The sequence below is a fragment of the Orrella sp. JC864 genome (assembly GCF_037026685.1).
Taxonomy (GTDB): Bacteria; Pseudomonadota; Gammaproteobacteria; order Burkholderiales; family Burkholderiaceae_B; genus Orrella.
In genome coordinates this window covers 197111-215567 of sequence record NZ_JBANET010000003.1, presented here as the reverse complement: position 1 = coordinate 215567, position 18457 = coordinate 197111, and the positions used below count along the sequence as shown (strand labels likewise).

The following is an 18457-nucleotide window of genomic DNA, read 5'->3' as shown; positions in this document are numbered from 1 at the left end:
GTGGGTGAATGATACGATGGTCCGCACAACAACTAGTCCAACGGAGACATCGATGAAATTCGCACCTTTGGCCGCGCTCGCGGCTTGCGTCCTTGCCGTCGGCACGGCGGGCGCCGCTGCCTATCCCGAACGTCCTGTGCGCCTGATCGTTCCCTATGCGCCCGGCGGCAGCGCCGACATCGCCGCGCGCCTGGTGGCCGATACCTGGGCCAAGGAACTGGGCGGCTCGCTGGTGATCGAGAACCGTGCCGGCGCCGGCGGCAACATCGGCGTGGACGCCGTGGCCAAATCCGCGCCCGATGGCTACACCATCGGCTTGCAGACGGTTTCGCTTGCCATCAATCCGGCGCTGTTCGCGCAAATGCCCTATGACACGCTCGAGGACCTGGCGCCCATCGGCATGGTGGCCAGCTCGCAGCACGTGCTGGTGGTCAACGAGAAAGTGCCGGCGCAGGACCTGCAGGCGCTCATCGCCCATGCCAAGGCCCACCCCCGCCAGATGAACTACGGCTCGGCCGGCGTGGGCAGCACCTTCCACATGTCTGCCGAGCTGTTCAAGGCGGTGGCCGGCGTGGACATCGTGCACGTGCCGTATCGCGGCGGCGGGCCCGCCCTGGTGGACACCATCGGCGGCCAGGTGGACATGAGCTTTCCGGTGGTCTCGGCGGCGCAGCAGCACGTGCAGGGCGGCAAGCTCCGGGCCCTGGCGGTCACCGGGCCGCAGCGCTCGGCAATGCTGCCGGACGTACCCACCGCCAGGCAGGCCGGCCTGCCCGATTACGTGTTCGAGACCTGGTTCATGGTCTTTGCGCCGGCCGGCACGCCGCAGCCCGTGATTGACAAGCTCAACGGGGCGCTGAACGCCGCGCTGGACTCGCCGGCGCTCAAGGCGCGGATGGCCAAGGAAGGCTTCGACCCCACGCCGGGCACGCCGCAAGCGGCGCGCCAGCGCCTGGAGCAGGAAATGCCCAAGTGGGCGCAATTGATCAAGGAACGCGGCATTACCGCCGACTGAGCATGCATGGCAACGAGACAGTGAGAATGGCTCCCCGAACGCTCTACCAGAAGCTGGTCGATTCGCACACGGTGGCGACGATCGACGAAGACAACGTGCTGTTGTATTGCGACCTGCACCTGATGAACGAGTACACCAGCCCGCAGGCGTTCGCGGGCCTGCACGAGCAGGGACGCGGCGTGCTGGCGCCCGGGCAGAACGTGGCGGTGGTCAGCCACATCATCCCGACGCACCCGGGCCCCGTGCGCGTGATCGCCGATCCGGCGTCAGCCCTGCAAGCCGCCAACCTGCGCGCCAATTGCGAGCGCCACGCGATCCCGCTGTTCGACACCAATGACAGGCTGCAGGGCATCGAGCACGTCGTGGCGCCCGAGCACGGCATGATCCGGCCGGGCATGGTGGTCATCTGCGGCGATAGCCATACGACCACCTATGGCGCGCTGGGCGCCCTGGGCTTTGGCATCGGCACCTCGGAGGTCGAGCATGTATTGGCCACGCAGACCCTGGTCTACCGCATGGCCCGCACGATGCGCATCCGCGTGGACGGCCGGCTGCCCCGGGGCACCACCGCCAAGGACCTGGTCCTGATGATCATCGGGCGTATCGGCGCGCAAGGCGCGCGCGGCTATGTGGTCGAATATTGCGGCGGCGCCATCGAGGCCCTGAGCGTCGAGGCGCGCTTCACGCTGTGCAATATGACGGTGGAGGCGGCAGCCCGTGGGGCATTGATCGCGCCCGATGCCGCCGCCATCGATTACGTGCTGGATCGCGCGCCGGACATGGATGCGGCGCAGCGCGCGGCCGCCCGGCGGCATTGGGCCGGCCTGCGCAGCGACGAGGGCGCTGTCTTCGACCAGGAATACCGGTTCGATGCGGCCCAGGTCGAGCCGCACGTCACCTGGGGCACCAGCCCGGACCAGGTGCTGCCCATCTCGGCCCGCGTGCCCGGCGTGGCGCCCGGCATGGACGAGGCCGGGCAGCGCTCCACGCAGCGGGCGCTGGCCTATACCGGGCTGCAGCCCGGCCAGCCCCTGGACGGAACCGCCATCCAGCACGTGTTCATCGGCTCCTGCACCAACGGCCGCATCGAAGACCTGCGGGCGGTGGCCGAGGTGGTGCGCGGCCGGCGCGTGGCCCGCGGCGTGCGCGCGATGGTCGTGCCGGGCTCGGGCGCGGTCAGGCGGCAGGCCGAACAGGAGGGCATCGCCGCTGTGCTGGTGCAGGCCGGTTTCGAGTGGCGCCAGCCGGGCTGTTCGATGTGCCTGGCCATGAACGACGACGTGCTGGCCGAGGGCGTGCGCTGCGCCTCCACGACGAACCGCAATTTCGAGGGCCGCCAGGGGCGCGGCGCCATTACCCATCTGATGAGCCCGGCCATGGCCGCCGCAGCGGCAGTGACCGGCACCATCACCGACGTGCGCAAACTGGAGCCCAGTCATGCCTGAGACCACGCTGCTGTCCGGCAAGGCCGCCGCCATCCGCTTCGAGAACCTGGACACCGACCAGATCATGCCCAAGCAGTTCCTGCGGGGTATCGACAAGGCCGGGCTGGCCGCCGGCGTGCTGCACGACCATCGGTTCGACGCCTCGGGCAAGCCGCGCGACGGATTCGTGCTCAATCGTCCCGAATATGCCGGCACGCGCATCCTGGTGGGCGGGGCCAACTTCGGCTGCGGATCGAGCCGCGAGCATGCCGTCTGGGGCTTGCAGCAGTTCGGCATCGACGCGGTGATCGCGCCCAGCTTCGGCGAGATCTTCTATTCCAATGCGATGAACAACCGGCTGCTGCTGGTGGCCTTGCCGCGCCGGGCCGTCGAGCAGCTGATGGACGACGTGGAGGCCGACAGCGGCAACGTCGTGACGATCGACATCGAGCGACTGCGGGTGCAGGCGCCGGCCGGCGAGCATGCCTTCGAGCTGTCCGCGCGGCATCGGCGCATGTTCCTCGAAGGGCTGGACATGATCGGCCTGTCGCTCAGGCAGCGGCCCGAGATCCTGCGTTTCATGCAGGACTACTGGGATCGGTATCCGTGGAACCGCGACGTGGCGCGGCGCACGCGGGAGCGGCTGGGGCCGGCCTGAACGGCAGGCGGGACGCTGCTTGGCCGCCGCGTCTCAATGGCCCGCGACCGCGCCGAATTTCTCGGCATACAGCTCCCGCACCCAGTCGATGAACACGCGGACGCGGGGCGAGAGCTGCCGGTGGAAAGGATAGAGCGCGCTGATGGGCAGCGCCGGGCAGGTCCACTCGGGCAGCACCTGGACCAGCCGCCCGGCCTTCAGGTCGTCTTCCAGGCGGTAGCGCGGCACCTGGATCAACCCGCAGCCGGCCAGTGCCGCGCTGGTATAGCAGGCGGCGTCGTTGACCGAGATCCAGCCGCTGGCTTGGTATTCGTGCACCTTGCCATCGACGATCACGGTGAACGGATAGCGGTAGTCGTGGCCGCGCGAGAAAAAGCCTATCCCTTGGTGCTGTTCCAGCTCGCAGGGATGCCGGGGCGTGCCGTGCCGGGCCAGGTACTGCGGGCTGGCGCAGATGATTTCCGGCAATTCGGCCAGCTTGCGCACGACCAGCGAGGAGTCGCGCGGCTGGCCGGCCCGCACCACGCAGTCGATGCCTTCCCTGACCAGATCGACCAGGCGGTCGCCGCTGCTCAGGACCACCTCGATGTTCGGATAGCGCTCGTGAAACTCGGCGATGCGCGGCAGGATGATCATGGTGGCATGCATGCCGTGCACGTCCAGCCGCAGCGTGCCGTGGGGATTGGCCACGCGGGTGCTGAGCGCGGACTCGGCATCCTCCAGCTCGGCCAGCACGCGCTTGCTGCGTTCGTAGAAGGCTTGCCCGTCCAGGGTCGGCTTGACGTGGCGGGTGGTGCGGTCGAGCAGCCGCGCGCCCAGCCGGTTCTCCAGCTGCTTGATCGCGTGCGTTGCCGTCGCGCGGGGGATGTCCAGGGCAAGCGCCGCTTGCGTGAAGCTGCCTAGCTCGACGATCCGATTGAACAGTTGCAACGCAAGAAAGCGGTCCATAAAAGGGAGATCGCCGATCATGATGGGACAGACACGCCGATTTCAACGCACCGTGGCCCGGCGGTCAATGCGCGTGCGGCCCGGCCGCGCCCTTGCCCGCGCCCGGCTGCTGGCCAGGCGCGGGCAAGGTGCGGGCAAGGCGCTAGCTGTCCAGCAGGGCCTTGATCCGCTCGGGCGTGAAGGGCATGGCGCGCAGCCGTTTGTCCGTCAGGGCATGGACCGCATTGGCCACGGCCGCGCCCGTCATCGGCACGCCGATCTCGCCGGCGCCCGAGGGCGTGGCCCCGGACTCGACGATCTGCACCTGGATCTGCGGGATCTCGTGGATGCGCAAGGGCTCGTAGTCGTAGAAGTTGTTCTGCTGGACCTCGCCCTGGGCGATGGTGATGCGTTCCTTGAGCAGGCCGGACAGGCCGAAGATGATCCCGCCTTCGACTTGCGCCTGCAGGTTGTCGGGGTGGATGGCCAAGCCGGGATCGACGGCGGCCCAGAACCGGTGCACATGGATCTGTCCCGATTCGGCGTCTATCGAGATTTCGGCGACCCCCGCGCCCAGCGTGGCCTTGTAGCCCGCAAAGGAAATGCCGTGGGCGCGCCCGCTGGGGGCCTTGCCGAAGTTGGACATGGCGACCACGGCCTCGAGCACGGCCAGGGCGCGCGGGCTCTTGGCCAGCAGGCGGCGCCTGAACGCCACCGGATCGCTGCCGGCCGCCGCGGCCAGCTCGTCGATGAAGCATTCGCGCGCGAAGCAGTTCGGCACCCAGCCGATGCCGCGCCAGGCGCACACGCGCGAGCGCCGCTCCAGTATGACGTGCTCGGCAAGAAAATCGGCGATGTCGTAGTCGCTGCTCTCGGTTCCCTCCATCACGAGCACGTCGCGGTTCTTGGCGTTTTCCCAGCGCGCGGGCGCCGCGAAGGCCAGGATGGAAGGGCTGGCCACCCGGTGGCGCAATGCCGCGACATTGCCCTGCTCGTCCAGCGTCGCCTGCAGCGCATGGGCGCTGAGCGGACGCAGCCAGCCGTTCTTGACGTCGTCCTCGCGCGTCCACATCAGCTTGACGGGCCGCTTGAGCTGGCGCGAGAGCAGCAGCGCATCGCCCAGGTTCTCGCGTGCGAAGAAGGTGCGGCGGCCGAAGGCCCCGCCCATCTGCATGGCGTGAAAGCGGATCCGGTCCGGCGTGGTCTGCAGCGTTTGCGCGGCCGCCGCGATGGAGGCGGTCTGGCTTTGCGTGCCCAGCCAGACTTCGGCGCCCTTGCCGTCGGCATCGACGGCGGCCACGGCGTTGAGCGGTTCCATCTGCGCGTGATAGAGGTACTCGGTCACGAACTGCGCTTCGATGCGCCGGTGCCGGCCATCTTGCAGGGCCGCGGAGGCATCGCCGCGCGACTCCCATGCCGTGGCCTGGCGTCCGGGGTCGTTGACCGCCGCCACCGTCGCCGCCAGGTCCGCATCGTTGTCGGCCGAGCGAAAGGGCGAATCCGTGCTCCATTGCACCGCCAGCAGGTCCCTGGCCCGCAGCGCCGTTTCCCAGCTCGTGGCGACCGCGGCCACCGAGTGGGGCAGCTGGATGATGTCGACCAGGCCCTCCAGGGCCCTGGCCTGCGCATCGTCCACGGCCAGCGGCCGCTCGCCCTCGACCGGGGCGAGCAGTTGGGCGGCATAGACCATGCCCGGCAGGCGCACGTCGATGGAATAGACGGGTTCGCCGCGGGTCTTGCCCGGGATGTCGCGCCGCCCCGGATCCGTGCCGATCAGGCGGTAAGCCGAGCGGGGCTTGAGATCGGCCGGCGTGACCTGCGGTACCTGCTCGACGATGCGCGGCAGGGCCACGACTTCGCCAAATCGCATCCGGCGGCCGCTGCGCGCATGGATCACCACGCCCGGTTCGGTGCCTACTTCGTTGGGCGGCACGTTCCATGCCTGGGCGGCCGAATGGATCAGGACGCGCCGCGCGCCGGCGCCGGCGCGCCGCATGATGTCGAAATAGCCCGCCACCGACGAGCTGCCGGCGGTAAAGAGAATGCCGCCGGTATGGGGATTGCCGTAGACCTCCAGCGGCCCCTGGTCGACCTGCTCGACCCGGACCTTGGACCAATCGGCATCGAGCTCTTCGGCAAGAATCATGGGCAGCGAGGTCATGACGCCCTGGCCCATTTCGGTCGATCCGAAACGGATCGTGACCGTATCGTCGTGGCCGATGCTCACCCAGGCGTTGGGCGCGAGCGGCTCGGCCTGCCGGGCCAGCGCCGTGCCTTGGAAGACCTGCAGGGCGCCGCCGGCCATGACGGCAAAGCTCAGGGCCGAGCCGGTGCGCAGGAAGTCCCGGCGCGAACTGTTCATGGGCATGCCGTTCATCACGCCTGCCCGGCGGCGCGCTCGACGGCGCGCACGATGCGATGATAGGTGCCGCAGCGGCACAGGTTGGCCGCCATGGCATCGACGATCTGCTCGCGCGAGGGCTGGGCGTTGGCCGCCAGCAGCGCCGCGGCGCGCATGATCTGGCCGGACTGGCAGTAGCCGCATTGCGGCACCTGCTCGGCGATCCACGCGCGCTGCACGGGATGGCTGCCGTCCGCGGACAGGCCCTCGATGGTGGTGATCCTGCGGCCTTCGGCGGCCTGCAGCGGGACCTGGCAGGAGAAAACCGCCTCGCCGTCCAGGTGCACGGTGCAGGCGCCACAGGTTCCCGCCCCGCAGCCGTACTTGGTGCCGGTCAGGCCCAGGTGTTCGCGCAACACCCAGAGCAGCGGCGTCTCGGGGCCGGCCTGCACCTGCAGGCTGCGTTCATTGACGGTCAGTGTGGCCATGGAAGCTCCTTTCGATAGACGGTACGGCGCCGGCCTAGGGCAATGCGATGAGGTAGTCCACCAGCGCCTTGCGCTCGCCGGCATTGGGCATGGCCAGGTTCATCGTCGTGCCGGGGGCGAATTGCCGGGGGTTGGCCAGGAAGCGGTCCAGCGTTTGCGCGTCCCACACGGCCTGCGTGTCGCGCAGGGCCTGCGAATACCGCGCGCCGTCCACGCTTGCCGCCTTGCGGCCGGCCAGGCCGGCCAGATGCGGGCCGATGCGGTTCTGTCCGGGTTCGATCGCGTGGCAGGCCGCGCAACGCTGCTGGAACAGGCGGGCGCCGTCGAGCTGCTGGGCCGTGCCGGCCGGTGGCGTCGCAACCAGCAGCAAGAGCGCGATGGCCGGGCACCAGGATGTGGATGGTTTTGCCTGCATGAAATGGCACCTTGCAGTTGCCTTAAGAACATGGGGCGAAGCCTATCAGCTGCAAAACCGGAAAAAATTCACCTCAATTGCCAACAGCATTCAACAACGGACAACAATGGACCTTTCACGCGGCAGCGCCCGCTCCGCTACGCCTGTATCCCCAGCGCCGCCAGGAACGACCGGATCAGCGGGCTTTCCTGCCTTTCCCGGGCGAAATAGATGTACGTGCTGGTGGTGGCGGGGTCGCCCTCTATCCGGATGGGCACGAACCGGGCGTCGGGGATGAACTCGGCCTCGGAGACGATGCCCACGCCCAGGCCCCGGGCAACCGCTTCGCGCAGGGATTCGCGGCTGCCGACCACCAGCGAGCACTCGGTGTGCACGCCGGCCTGGCGCAAGGCCTGGTCCATCGTGGCCTGCGTGGTCGAGCCGGCTTCGCGCCGGATCAGCTCCACGCCTTGCAGGCGCTCCAGCGGCACGCAGCGGTGCCGCGCCAAGGGGTGGTCCTTGTGCGCGAACAGGATGATGGGATGCTGCGCATACAGCAAGGCCTGCAGGTGCGCGTTGTCATGCAGGCCCGCGAGCACGCCGATGTCGATGGCGTAGTGCGCAAGGTCGCTTAGCACCTGCTGGGAGTTGCCTATGCGTATGGACAGCTTCATGCCCGGGCGCTGGCGCCGGTAGGCGGCCACCATCTCGATGACATGGAAGGGCCCCACCGCGCCCAGCTGCAGCGTGCCCTGGTTCAGCTGCCCGGCGTCGCGCAGGAAATATTCGGCCTCGGCCTCCAGGGCCAGCAGCTTTTGCGCGATGGGCAGCAACTGCTGGCCGGCCGAGGACAGGCTCATCCGGTAGCCGCGGCGGTAGAACAGCTCCACTTTGCTTTGCTGCTCCAGCGCCTGGATCTGCGCCGACACGGTGGGCTGGCTCAGGTTGAGCGAGCGGGCGGCGGCGCTCAGGCTGCCCTGGTGGGCCACGGCCACGAAGGCGCGATACCTGGCGGTCGTCATCTATAGGTTCCATCTTGAGAATCAGGGGAAAACAAATTTAATTTCTTAACATGAAGGCAATGTGTCGTCCCTACCATGGCCGTGTTCGCTCCCCCCCGCTGGATCTGTTCAGCCCTACTCGGAACACCCGCCATGAAAATGACCCGCAAGACCTGGATCAACGTTGTCAGCGCCGCCGTATTCGCCGCGAGCGCCAGTGCCGCCCTGCCGGCCGCCGCCGCCGAATTGCGCGTGGGCCTGATTCCCTCCGAAGACGCGCAGGCGATGATCCGCGCCAGCCAGCAGGTGATGGACCAGCTGGCCGAAAAGACCGGCATGACCGTGCGCCCCTTCGTGGCGAACGACTACAACGGCGTGATCGAGGCGCTGCGCTCGAAGAAGCTCGATATCGCCTACCTGGGGCCTTTCTCGTATGTGCTGGCCAGCCAGGTCGCCGATGCCGAGGCCTTCGCCGTGGCGGTGACCAAGAAAACCGGCACCAGCGCCTATCACAGCCAGGTCATCACCCGCGCGGATTCGGGCCTGGACAGCATGGCCAAGCTCCAGGGCCGCACCTTCGCCTTCGTGGACCCCAGCTCCACCTCGGGGCACCTGTTCCCCAAGGCCGGCCTGCTCAACGAGGGCCTGGATCCCGACAAGTACTTCTCGCGGGTGATCTTCTCGGGCTCGCACGACGCCAACATCATGGCCGTGGCCAACGGCAAGGTGGACGGCGCCGCCGTGGCGGACCGCATCCTGGAGTCGGCCTTTGCCAAGGGCGTGGTCAAGCGCGAGGACATCCAGGTGGTGTGGCGCTCGCAGCCCATCCCCGAATCGCCCATGGCCTGGCGCAAGTCGCTGGACGAGGACACCAAGAAGAAGGTCGCGGCCGCGATGGCCGGGATCAAGGACCTGCCCTGGGGCGACCAGGGCGTGCTAGACGCCTTTGCGCCCACCGACGACAAGGCCTATGACGTGGTGCGCCAGACCGCCAAGGCCCTGGACCTGGACCTGGGACGCATGAAATGATCGAGCTGCGCCAACTGCGCAAGCGCTATGGCCAGAACCACGTGCTGCACGGCATCGATCTCGATGTGTCGCCGGGCGAGTTCGTGGTGATGCTGGGCCTGTCGGGGGCCGGCAAGTCGACGCTGCTGCGCTGCATGAACGGACTGGTCCGGCCCGACGGCGGCAGCCTGCAGGTGGGCGGCATCGACCTGATGCGGCATCATTCGCGCCGGGCGCTGGCGCGCCAGGCCGCCATGGTGTTCCAGCACCACAACCTGGTGCCGCGCCTGTCGGTGCTCAAGAACGTGCTGACCGGCAGGCTGGGGCAGCTGGGGACGATCCCCTCGATGCTGCAGCTGTTCCGGCAAGCCGACCTGGAACTGGCGCGGGCCTGCCTGGAGCGCGTCGGCCTGGCCCACAAGATCCATGAGCGCACCGAGGCCTTGTCGGGCGGACAGATGCAGCGCGTGGGCATCGCCCGCGCATTGGCGCAGCAACCCAAGGTGATCCTGGCCGACGAGCCGGTCGCCAGCCTGGATCCCAAGACCGCCCGCACCGTCCTGCAATACCTGCGCGAAGCCACGCGCGGGCTGGGCATCACGGTGGTCTGCAACCTGCACCAGGTCGAGTATGCGCGCGAGTTCGGCGACCGCATCGTCGGCCTGGCCCAGGGGCGCGTGGTGTTCGACGGCACGCCCGGCCAGCTGGACGAAGCCGCCTTGCAGGCCATCTATCACGCACAGCCCGCGGCGGACGGCCAGGCCACGCCGCAGGGCTGGCACGGCGCCGCCGCGGTGGCCGCAGGAGGCTTGTCATGAGCCCCATCGCTGAAAAAGGCCCGTATCGCTGGGTCGTGCAGCGTCCCGAAGGCAAGGCCGGCTGGCTCGGCTACGCCGCGCTGGCCCTGGTGCTGGGCTGGGTCATCCAATGGAGCGCGCAGGGCGCGCAGATGAGCTGGGGCGAGCTGGCCAGCGGCATGCCGCAGATCGGCGACTTCATCGCGCGCTCGGTGCCGCCGGACTGGAGCATCCTGCCGCGCCTGTGGGCGCCCGCGCTGGAAACCATCCAGATCGCCATCTGGGGCACGCTGCTCAGCGTGCTGCTGGCCTTGCCCCTGTCCTTCGTTGCCGCGGGCAACCTGCACGGCTGGAACGGCCTGCGCAGGCTCACGCGGCAGTTCCTGAACGTCGTGCGCAGCATCAACGAACTGATCCTGGCGCTGGTGTTCGTCTCGGCGGTGGGCCTGGGGCCTTTTCCCGGCGTGCTGGCGCTGGCCCTGCACGGCATGGGCATGCTGGGCAAGTTCTTCGCCGAAAGCATCGAGGAGATCGACAACGGTCCCCTGGAAGCCTTGCGCAGCGCGGGTGCGAACCCGGTGCAGGTGATCGTCTTCGGCGTGATTCCGCAGGCCATTACCGCCTGGATCGCCGTGGTGCTGTACCGCTTCGAGGTGAACCTGCGCTCGGCCACCGTGCTGGGCATGGTGGGCGCGGGCGGGCTGGGCTTCGAACTGGTCGCCAGCCTCAAGCTGTTCCGCTACCAGGAGACCGCCACCTGCATCATCCTGATCACCGTCATGGTGATCGCGGCCGACCTGGCATCGAACATGTTGCGGCGACGCATACAGCGCGGCAGCCGGCACTGAGCCGCGCGCTGCCGGGCCGGCGGTCGGCCGCCCGGTAGCGCGCCATCTCTCCAATCCCTTTTCACGGCCGAAGGCATCCCGCTTCGCCCGCGGCCAGTCACGCCCTTTTTTTCCGGACTTTCATCATCGTGTGGACCTATCACAACCCCGTCGGCATCCATGCAGGCCAGGACAGCCTGGCGCGCCTGCCCGGTATCCTGGGCGGGCGCGACTGCGTGCTCGTCACCTTCCCGGAAGCGCCCGCGCTGGGCCTGGTGGACCAGGTGGCGGACCTGCTCGGGCCGCGCCTGCGCGGGGTGGTGGCCCAGGCGCGGCCCAACCCGGACGTGCAATGGCTGGCGCCGCTCTACGACCGGGCGCACAGCCTGTGGGCCGACGTGCCCTGCCTGGTAGCCCTGGGCGGGGGCAGCGCCATCGATACCGCCAAGGCGCTGATGTGCGCCACACCCTCGGGCACCTTCGGCGAACTACTGCAGGCCTTGACCCAAGGCACGGTCCTGCCGCCCGGGCGCCACAAGGCATTGATCGCCGTGCCGACCACGGCAGGCACCGGCAGCGAGGTCACGCCCTGGGCCACGGTGTGGGACCAGGACGCCGGGCGCAAGCATTCGCTGCACCAGCCCTGGACCTGGCCCGAGGCCGCCATCGTCGATCCGGCGCTGATGCTCAGCCTGCCGGCCGGCGCCACGCTGGCCAGCGGGCTGGACGCACTGTCCCACGCGCTGGAATCGATCTGGAACGTGCACCGCAACCCGGTCTCCACGGCCCTGGCCTGCGATGCCGCCCAGCGGATCCTGCGCGTGCTGCCGACGCTGATGCAGGACCTGGAAAACGCCGCCCTGCGCGCCGAGATGGCCCAGGCGGCGCTGCTGGCGGGCCTGGCCTTCTCCAATACCAAGACCGCGCTGGCGCATTCGCTTTCCTACGAGATCACGCTGCGCCATGGCGTGGCGCACGGCATCGCCTGCTCGTTCAGCCTGCCGCTGGTGCTGGAGATGGCGCTGGGCTCGGACCCGCAGGCCGACCGGGCCCTGCTGGCGATCTTCGAGGCCGCCAGCCCCGAGGCGGCGGTGGCGCGGCTGCGCCAGTTCCTGCACGGGCTGGGCGTGGCCACCGATCCGGCCGACTACGGCGTGAGCGCCGCCGACTGGGCGCAGATGGTGCGGTCGGCCAGCCAGGGGCCGCGCGGGCGCAACTTCATCCGCGCCATCGCCTGAACCGCAACATGCTGCTGGCCTGCCTGCTGCCCCTCTTTTGCCGGCCCGACGCAATTTTTTCCTACGGACATTACCACCATGCCTTCGACTTCCATGACCCTTTCCCCCCCGGACCTGGCCTTGCCCGCCGATGGATCGCTGACCGGCCTGCAAGCCGTCATTTTTGACTGGGCGGGCACGCTGGTGGACTTCGGCTCGCTGGCGCCCACGCAGATCTTCGTCGAGGCCTTCGCCAGCTTCGGCATCCGGGTGACGCTGGCGCAGGCGCGCGGCCCCATGGGCCTGTCCAAGCGGCAGCACATCCACCGGCTGCTGCAGGAGGACGCGGTCCGGCAGCAATGGCGCTCGGCGTTCGGCCGCGAGCCCGGCCAGACGGACGTGGACGCCATCTATGCCCGCTTCATGCCCCTGCAGATCGCCAAGGTCGGCGAGTTTTCCGCGCCCATCGCGGGCGCTGCGCAGGTGCTGCGCTGGCTGCGCGGACAGGGGGTGAAGACCGGCTCGTGTTCCGGCTATCCCCGCGCCGTGCTCGAGCGGCTGCTGCCCCTGGCCGCCGAGGCGGGCGTGGCGCCCGACCATGCCGTGGCCGGCGACGAACTGCCGGCAGGCGGGCGGCCCGGTCCCTACATGGCGCTGGCCAACGTGCTGGCGCTGGGCGCGGGCGACGTGCGCGCCTGCGTGAAGGTGGACGACACCTGCCCGGGCATCGAGGAAGGGCGCAACGCCGGCATGTGGTCCGTGGGCATCAGCCTGTCGGGCAACGAAGTCGGCTATTCGCCGCAGGAGCACGCGCAGGCCCGTCCGCAGGACGTGCAGGCCCGCGTGCAGGCGGCGCAGGCCAAGCTGCGCGCCAGCGGCGCGCACTACGTCGTGCCCAGCATCGCGGCGTTGCCGCAGGTTTTGCAGGCCATTGCAGTGCGGATACGGGCGGGCGAAGGCCCCGATTCGGCGAGATCTACCTGACCCTCATGAACATGGGCGATACGCGTGCCGAACTGACGGTGCGCGCCAACGCGTACCGCAGCGACGGGCCCTGGACCTATGTGGTGGATCCCGGCATGCAGGTCGAGCCGCGCTGGACGCTGGACGAACACCGCTGGTACGACTTCACGGTTTCCGCGGGCGTGGGGTTCGAGCGGCGCTTCGCCGGCCGGCTGGAAACCGGACAGGACGGCGTGAGCGATCCGGAGATGGGGGTGGATTGAGGGCTCAGCCAACCCGCCCCGTCAACGCCCGCGCCGCCTGGCGCACCGCTTCCAGATGCCTGGGGTCGTACCGGTGCGCCGGCGCGGTCAGGGTGACGGCCGCGGCGATGGCGCCCGAGAGCAGGAATACCGGTGCGGAGATGCCCGCCACTTCGTCGAGCCGGTCGCCCACGGCCGCGAAGTAGCCGTCGGCGCGGATCTTGTCATAGAGCTTGCGGTCAGGGCCCGGCGCGCGGCCCAGCACCTCGTCGTAGGCGGTGAGCACCCGCCCGCCGCTGCCCCGGTTCAGCGGCAGCAGGTCGCCGGCGCGGATGTGGTCGCGCACCGGGTGCGGCGAATCGACCCGGTACAGGCACAAGCGCGCGTCGCCCTGGCGCACGTGATAGGCGGCGCTTTCGCCTGTGGCGGCCACCAGCTTGCGCAGCACCGGCGTGACCACCCGTTCCAGCGAGAACGATGCCGCATACACCCCGTGCAGCCGGGCCACTTCCGGCCCCAGCGCATAGCGCCCGTCTTCCAGGCGCTGGATCCAGCGCGCGTGCTCCAGCGAAGCGAGCAGGCGCAGCACGGTGCTCTTGTACAGGCGCGTGCGCTCGGCCAGTTCGGCCAGCGACAGCGTCTGCTCGTCATGGGTGAACACCGACATCAAGCTCAAGGCCCGGTCCACCGCGGCGACCCCGCCTTGGGCGGCGTCGGCGTCGGCCAGTGATTGGGTAGCGGCTTTGCGAGGCATTTGTTCCGAAGGCCTACTGGAAGAGGGCGCGTTCCGTGCTTTGGAACGGCTCGCGCCATTGTAGGGGCGCGCCGGGTGGCCTTGTCGCGGCGCGAGCGGTGTTGGCGGGCGGATTGACAGCCGGCTCGCCCTTGTATTTAAATTTCATTGAAAAGAACATTATTCTATAAGATAGAACGAATAGGGACAAGCATGGCGAGTATGCAGACAGACGTGCTGATCAGCGAAGTGGGCCCGCGCGACGGCCTGCAATCGGTCAAGGCCACCATGCCCACCGCGGACAAGCTGGCCTGGATCGATGCGCTGGTGGCCGCCGGCGTACGCGAGATCGAGGTGGCCTCCTTCGTGCCCGCGCGGCTGCTGCCCCAGATGGCCGATGCGGCGGATGTGGTGCGGCATGCCGTCCGGCACGCCGGCCTGACCGTGATGGCGCTGGTGCCCAATCTGCGCGGAGCCGAGGCCGCGCTGCGCGCCGGTGTGCACAAGCTGACCATGCCCGTGTCGGCCAGCCGCGCCCATTCGCTGGCGAACGTGCGCAAGACACCCGGGCAGATGGTCGAGGAAGTGCGCGCCATTGCTCGGCTGCGCGACGAACTGGCGCCTGCCGTGAAGCTGGAGGCCGGCATTTCCACCGCCTTCGGCTGCACCCTGCAGGGCGAGGTGCCGGAAGACGAGGTCATCCGCCTGGCTGTCGCCTGCGTGGCCGCGGGCGCGGACGAGTCCGGCCTGTCCGACACGGTGGGCTATGCCAATCCGGCGCAGGTTCGCCGCCTGTTTCGCCGGCTGCGCGGCGAGTTGGGCGGGCATGCCGGCGCGGCGCATATGCACAACACCCGCGGCCTGGGACTGGCCAACTGCCTGGCGGCCTGGGAAGAGGGCGTGCGCACTTTCGACAGTTCGCTCGGCGGGCTGGGCGGCTGCCCCTATGCGCCGGGCGCCTCGGGCAACGTGGTCACCGAAGACCTGGTCTTCATGTTCGAAGCCATGGGGGTGCGCACCGGCATCGACCTGCAGGCGCTTGTGGCCGCGCGCGCGCCGCTGGCCGCCGGGCTGCCCGGCGAGCCGTTGTACGGCATGACGCCGGATGCCGGCCTGCCCAAGGGCTTCGTGCAGCCGCGCGCGCCGCGCCCGTAGCCGCGCTGACCTTACTTCTGCCCGCGAGGGCGCAATCTCATCAAGCAAGGGCCTTCCATGCCAGGTAGTACCGCCTCGCGCCTTCCCTACGAAGGCATCCGCGTCATCGAATTCACCCATATGGTGATGGGCCCCACCTGCGGCATGCTGCTCGCGGACCTGGGCGCCGAGGTCATCAAGGTCGAACCCGTGGGCGGGGACAGCACCCGCCGGCTGCTGGGCTCGGGGGCGGGCTTCTTTCCGATGTTCAACCGCAACAAGAAGAGCATCGTGCTGGATCTCAAGCAGCCCGAAGGCGTGGAGGCGGCGCTGCGCCTGATCGATACGGCGGACATCGTCAGCGAGAACTTCAAGGCCGGCGTCATGGAAAAGCTCGGTCTGGGCTACGAACGACTGAAGGCGCGCAACCGGCGGCTGATCTACGTCAGCCACAAGGGCTTTCTTCCCGGTCCTTACGAGCACCGCACGGCGCTGGACGAGGTGGTGCAGATGATGGGCGGGCTGGCGTACATGACCGGCCGGCCGGGCGACCCCTTGCGCGCAGGCACCAGCGTCAACGACATCATGGGCGGCATGTTCGGTGCGATGGGCGCCATGGCTGCGCTGGCGCAGCGCCAGGCCACCGGGGTGGGCATGCAGGTACAGACCTCGTTGTTCGAGAACAATGTGTTCCTGGTCGGCCAGCACATGATGCAGTACGCAGTGACGGGCCGTGCGCCCGCGCCGATGCCCAGCCGTATCTCGGCCTGGGCAGTGTATGACGTCTTTACCGTGCAAGACGGCGAGCAGATCTTCCTGGCCGTAGTCAGCGACAAGCAATGGGAGATCTTCTGCCGCGCGTTCGGATTGACGGAGATGCTGGGCGATCCCCGCCTCGGGACCAACAACGACCGGGTCCAGGCCAGGCCGTGGCTGATGCCGCAACTGCGCGCGCGCCTGGCCGGCTACCGCGTTGGCGAACTGGCGGCGCTGTTCGAGCGCGAAGGCCTGCCTTTCGCGCCCATCACGCGGCCCGAGCAGTTGTTCGACGACCCGCACTTGCGGGCTACCGGCGCGCTGGCGCCAGTCACGCTGGCCGACGGCCGGACGTCGAAGGTGCCCCTGGTTCCGCTGGCATTGGACGGCGCGCAGCCGCCTATCCGGCTGCAACCGCCCTCGATAGGCGAACACACCGACGAGCTGCTGCGCAGCATCGGCTATAGCGATGACGAAATCGCGGCCTTCAAAGCAAGGCAAATCACACAAGGAGACAAGCCATCATGACTGCCTTTACTCGCCGCGCCTTCCTGGGCGCAACCCTGTGCGCCGCCAGCCTGCCCTTGCGGGCGCAAATGGCGGGCGCCTATCCGCACGGCAGGCCGGTGCGCCTTATCGTGCCCTATACGCCGGGCGGCGGCACTGACTCGGTGGCGCGCGCCATCGCGGCTCGCATCACGCAGCAGGCCGGCTGGTCGATCGTGGTGGAGAACCGCCCGGGCGCAGGCGGCAACATCGGCATGGACGTAGTGGCCAAGGCCAGGCCGGACGGCCTGATGCTGGGCCTGGGCCAGACCGCCAACCTGGCCATCAATCCCGGCCTGATGCCGCAGATGCCTTTCGATGCCAAGAAGGATTTCGCGGCGGTGGCACTGGTCGCTTCGCTGCCGGTGGTGCTGGTGGTCAAGGCCGATGCCCGCTGGCGGACGCTGGCCGAACTGGTCAAGGAGGCACGCGACCAGCCCGGCGCGCTCAAGCAGGCGTTGGCCGGCTCGGGCACGGTGGGTCACATGGCCGGCGAACTGTTGGCGCACCAGGCTGGCTTCAAGGTGCTGAACGTGCCGTACCGGGGCGCCGCGCCCGCGTTGAACGACCTGATCGGCCAGAACACCGACTATATGTTCGCCACGCCGCAGGCGGCCCAGGAGATGCTCAAGGGCAAGGTGCTGCGCGCCCTGGCCGTGACATCGGTTGCGCGGCTGCCCATTCTCCCGGATGTGCCCACCGTGGCCGAGTCCGGCTTCGAAGGCTTCGAGGCGGTGGACTGGAAGGCGCTGGTGGCCCCGGCCGGCACGCCGCGCGAAGTGGTGCAGGCCGTCAACGGCGTGGTGCAGAAGGTGCTGGACGATCCGGCCACCGTTGCCATGTTCACGGCCGAAGGCAGCACCGCCATGGGCGGGTCGGCGCAGGCGGCGCAGCAGTACATCCGCGACGAACAGCAGAAGTGGGCGCGCCTGATCCAAGAGGCCGGCATCCAGACCGCTTCGTAAGACGACAAAAAAACAGAGAGACATGAGCATGACTACGTCCATGATCCGCAGTATTGGTTTTCTGCTTTGCGCCTTGGCGGCGGGCGCCGTCGGGCAGGCTGCGCATGCGGCCGATTCCACATCCGACTGGCCGCAGGCGCCGGTGCGCCTGGTCGTGCCCTATGCGCCGGGCGGCACCACCGACTATGCGGCCCGCCAGGTCGCGCAGAAACTGTCCGAGGCCACCGGCAAGACCTTCATCGTGGAGAACAAGTCGGGCGCCTCGGGCACCATCGCCACGCAGGACGTGGTGCGTTCCGCTTCCGACGGCACCTCGTTCCTGGTCACCGACACCACCTATGCGATGCTGCCGCTGTCGTTCGCCAAGCTGCCCTGGGACTACGAGAACGACCTGGTCCATGTGGCGCAGATCATCGAGACGCCGCTTGTGCTGCTGGTACCCGCGAACTCGCCGTTCGGCACGATGCAGGATCTGACCGAGCATGCGCGTGCCCATCCGGGCCGGTTGAACTTCGGCTCGGGCGGGCAGGCCAGCTCCACCCACCTGGGTGCGGAGATATTCAAGACCGAGGCGGGCATCGACATCACGCACATTCCCTATCGGGGCGCCGGCGCCGCGCTGGCCGACGTGATGGCCGGCCAGATCGATCTGCTGGTGACCGCAGCGCCCACGGCCATCCCGCCTGAGCAGGGCGGGCGGGTCCGGGCGCTGGCAGTCAGCGGCGAGCAGCGCCTGGATTCCCTGCCCGAGGTGCCGACCTTCGCCCAGGCTGGCTTGCCTTCGTTTGACGTGTACAACTGGTTCGGGCTGGCTGCCCCCAAGGGCACGCCCGCGCCCATCGTCCAAAAGATGAACGCGCTGGTCAACCAGGTGATGGCCGAGCCCGCCATGCGGCAGGCCATGGCCCGACAGGGCGCGCGCCATCGCTCGCTGAGCGTGCAGCAGACCGACGACTACGTGCGCGGGCAGGTCGGCTTCTGGGCGGACATCGGCAAGCGCGTGGGTATCAAGCCCGAATAA

General features: G+C 68.8%; 19 protein-coding genes. 13 read left to right on the top strand and 6 right to left on the bottom strand.

Translation table 11 applies throughout. From position 1 onward, the window contains the following. Window positions 1–52 precede the first annotated feature (52 nt). The 3 genes from V8Z80_RS04340 to leuD are packed head-to-tail and all read left to right on the top strand — an operon-like array spanning window position 53 to window position 3097. Entirely contained in the window at window positions 53–1015 is a 963-nt protein-coding gene (locus V8Z80_RS04340) for a tripartite tricarboxylate transporter substrate binding protein (protein WP_336061126.1), read from the top strand. 26 nt (window positions 1016–1041) lie between these two features. Beyond that, window positions 1042–2460: a 3-isopropylmalate dehydratase large subunit gene (leuC, locus tag V8Z80_RS04335; protein WP_336061125.1), complete on the top strand. Its 1419-nt coding sequence runs from the start codon at window positions 1042–1044 to the stop codon at window positions 2458–2460. Beyond that, on the top strand, window positions 2453–3097 hold the full coding sequence (leuD, locus tag V8Z80_RS04330) for a 3-isopropylmalate dehydratase small subunit (RefSeq protein ID WP_155193339.1): 645 nt from the start codon (window positions 2453–2455) through the stop codon (window positions 3095–3097). The genes leuC and leuD overlap by 8 nt, the downstream gene beginning before the upstream one ends. Window positions 3098–3130: 33 nt before the next feature. On the opposite strand, the gene V8Z80_RS04325 is transcribed toward leuD, so the two are convergent. The 5 genes from V8Z80_RS04325 to V8Z80_RS04305 all read right to left on the bottom strand — a co-directional run bounded on the left by V8Z80_RS04325 (window position 3131) and on the right by V8Z80_RS04305 (window position 8269). Then, window positions 3131–4045 carry a LysR substrate-binding domain-containing protein gene (locus V8Z80_RS04325; protein ID WP_155193406.1) on the bottom strand — a complete coding sequence of 305 codons (915 nt, stop codon included), beginning with the start codon at window positions 4043–4045 and terminating at the stop codon, window positions 3131–3133. Window positions 4046–4187: 142 nt separating this feature from the next. Beyond that, window positions 4188–6386, bottom strand: coding sequence for a xanthine dehydrogenase family protein molybdopterin-binding subunit (locus tag V8Z80_RS04320; protein ID WP_336061124.1), 2199 nt, complete (start codon window positions 6384–6386; stop codon window positions 4188–4190). Window positions 6387–6400: 14 nt separating this feature from the next. Further along, on the bottom strand, window positions 6401–6853 hold the full coding sequence (locus tag V8Z80_RS04315; RefSeq protein ID WP_155193342.1) for a 2Fe-2S iron-sulfur cluster-binding protein: 453 nt from the start codon (window positions 6851–6853) through the stop codon (window positions 6401–6403). A gap of 34 nt (window positions 6854–6887) precedes the next feature. Then, a complete protein-coding gene (locus tag V8Z80_RS04310) occupies window positions 6888–7268 on the bottom strand; it encodes a c-type cytochrome (RefSeq protein ID WP_155193344.1) in 381 nt (126 codons plus the stop codon). 137 nt (window positions 7269–7405) lie between these two features. Continuing rightward, complete coding sequence (locus tag V8Z80_RS04305) at window positions 7406–8269, bottom strand: LysR substrate-binding domain-containing protein (protein WP_155193346.1); 864 nt, start codon at window positions 8267–8269, stop codon at window positions 7406–7408. Between the two features lie 132 nt (window positions 8270–8401). On the opposite strand from V8Z80_RS04305, the gene phnD reads away from it, so the two are divergent. The 6 genes from phnD to V8Z80_RS04275 all read left to right on the top strand — a co-directional run bounded on the left by phnD (window position 8402) and on the right by V8Z80_RS04275 (window position 13323). After that, window positions 8402–9277 (top strand): phosphonate ABC transporter substrate-binding protein, encoded by an 876-nt coding sequence (gene phnD / locus V8Z80_RS04300; RefSeq protein ID WP_336061123.1) that lies wholly within the window; start codon window positions 8402–8404, stop codon window positions 9275–9277. Further along, window positions 9274–10074, top strand: coding sequence for a phosphonate ABC transporter ATP-binding protein (gene phnC, locus V8Z80_RS04295; protein ID WP_336061122.1), 801 nt, complete (start codon window positions 9274–9276; stop codon window positions 10072–10074). The genes phnD and phnC overlap by 4 nt, the downstream gene beginning before the upstream one ends. Next, window positions 10071–10901, top strand: coding sequence for a phosphonate ABC transporter, permease protein PhnE (gene phnE, locus V8Z80_RS04290; protein WP_336061121.1), 831 nt, complete (start codon window positions 10071–10073; stop codon window positions 10899–10901). Before phnC ends, phnE begins: the two co-directional genes overlap by 4 nt. A gap of 128 nt (window positions 10902–11029) precedes the next feature. Then, window positions 11030–12118 (top strand): iron-containing alcohol dehydrogenase PsrA, encoded by a 1089-nt coding sequence (psrA, locus tag V8Z80_RS04285; protein WP_336061120.1) that lies wholly within the window; start codon window positions 11030–11032, stop codon window positions 12116–12118. A gap of 93 nt (window positions 12119–12211) precedes the next feature. Then, complete coding sequence (gene phnX, locus V8Z80_RS04280; protein ID WP_336061200.1) at window positions 12212–13081, top strand: phosphonoacetaldehyde hydrolase; 870 nt, start codon at window positions 12212–12214, stop codon at window positions 13079–13081. 5 nt (window positions 13082–13086) lie between these two features. After that, window positions 13087–13323, top strand: a complete 237-nt coding sequence (locus tag V8Z80_RS04275) for a phospholipase domain-containing protein (RefSeq protein ID WP_155193353.1) — start codon at window positions 13087–13089, stop codon at window positions 13321–13323. Window positions 13324–13327: 4 nt separating this feature from the next. Here the strand turns inward: V8Z80_RS04275 and V8Z80_RS04270 are convergent, their stop codons facing one another. After that, the gene (locus V8Z80_RS04270; protein ID WP_336061119.1) at window positions 13328–14056 is read right to left on the bottom strand and encodes an IclR family transcriptional regulator; all 729 of its coding nucleotides are present in this window, start codon (window positions 14054–14056) and stop codon (window positions 13328–13330) included. 201 nt (window positions 14057–14257) lie between these two features. Between V8Z80_RS04270 and V8Z80_RS04265 the strand changes: the two genes are divergently transcribed. From V8Z80_RS04265 to V8Z80_RS04250, 4 genes are read left to right on the top strand one after another with little or no spacing between them, the layout of a single operon-like run. Continuing rightward, the gene (locus tag V8Z80_RS04265) at window positions 14258–15190 is read left to right on the top strand and encodes a hydroxymethylglutaryl-CoA lyase (RefSeq protein ID WP_336061118.1); all 933 of its coding nucleotides are present in this window, start codon (window positions 14258–14260) and stop codon (window positions 15188–15190) included. A 57-nt stretch (window positions 15191–15247) separates the two neighbouring features. Next, on the top strand, window positions 15248–16453 hold the full coding sequence (locus V8Z80_RS04260; RefSeq protein WP_336061117.1) for a CaiB/BaiF CoA transferase family protein: 1206 nt from the start codon (window positions 15248–15250) through the stop codon (window positions 16451–16453). Further along, on the top strand, window positions 16450–17436 hold the full coding sequence (locus V8Z80_RS04255; RefSeq protein WP_336061116.1) for a Bug family tripartite tricarboxylate transporter substrate binding protein: 987 nt from the start codon (window positions 16450–16452) through the stop codon (window positions 17434–17436). Before V8Z80_RS04260 ends, V8Z80_RS04255 begins: the two co-directional genes overlap by 4 nt. A 22-nt stretch (window positions 17437–17458) precedes the next feature. After that, entirely contained in the window at window positions 17459–18457 is a 999-nt protein-coding gene (locus V8Z80_RS04250; RefSeq protein WP_336061115.1) for a Bug family tripartite tricarboxylate transporter substrate binding protein, read from the top strand.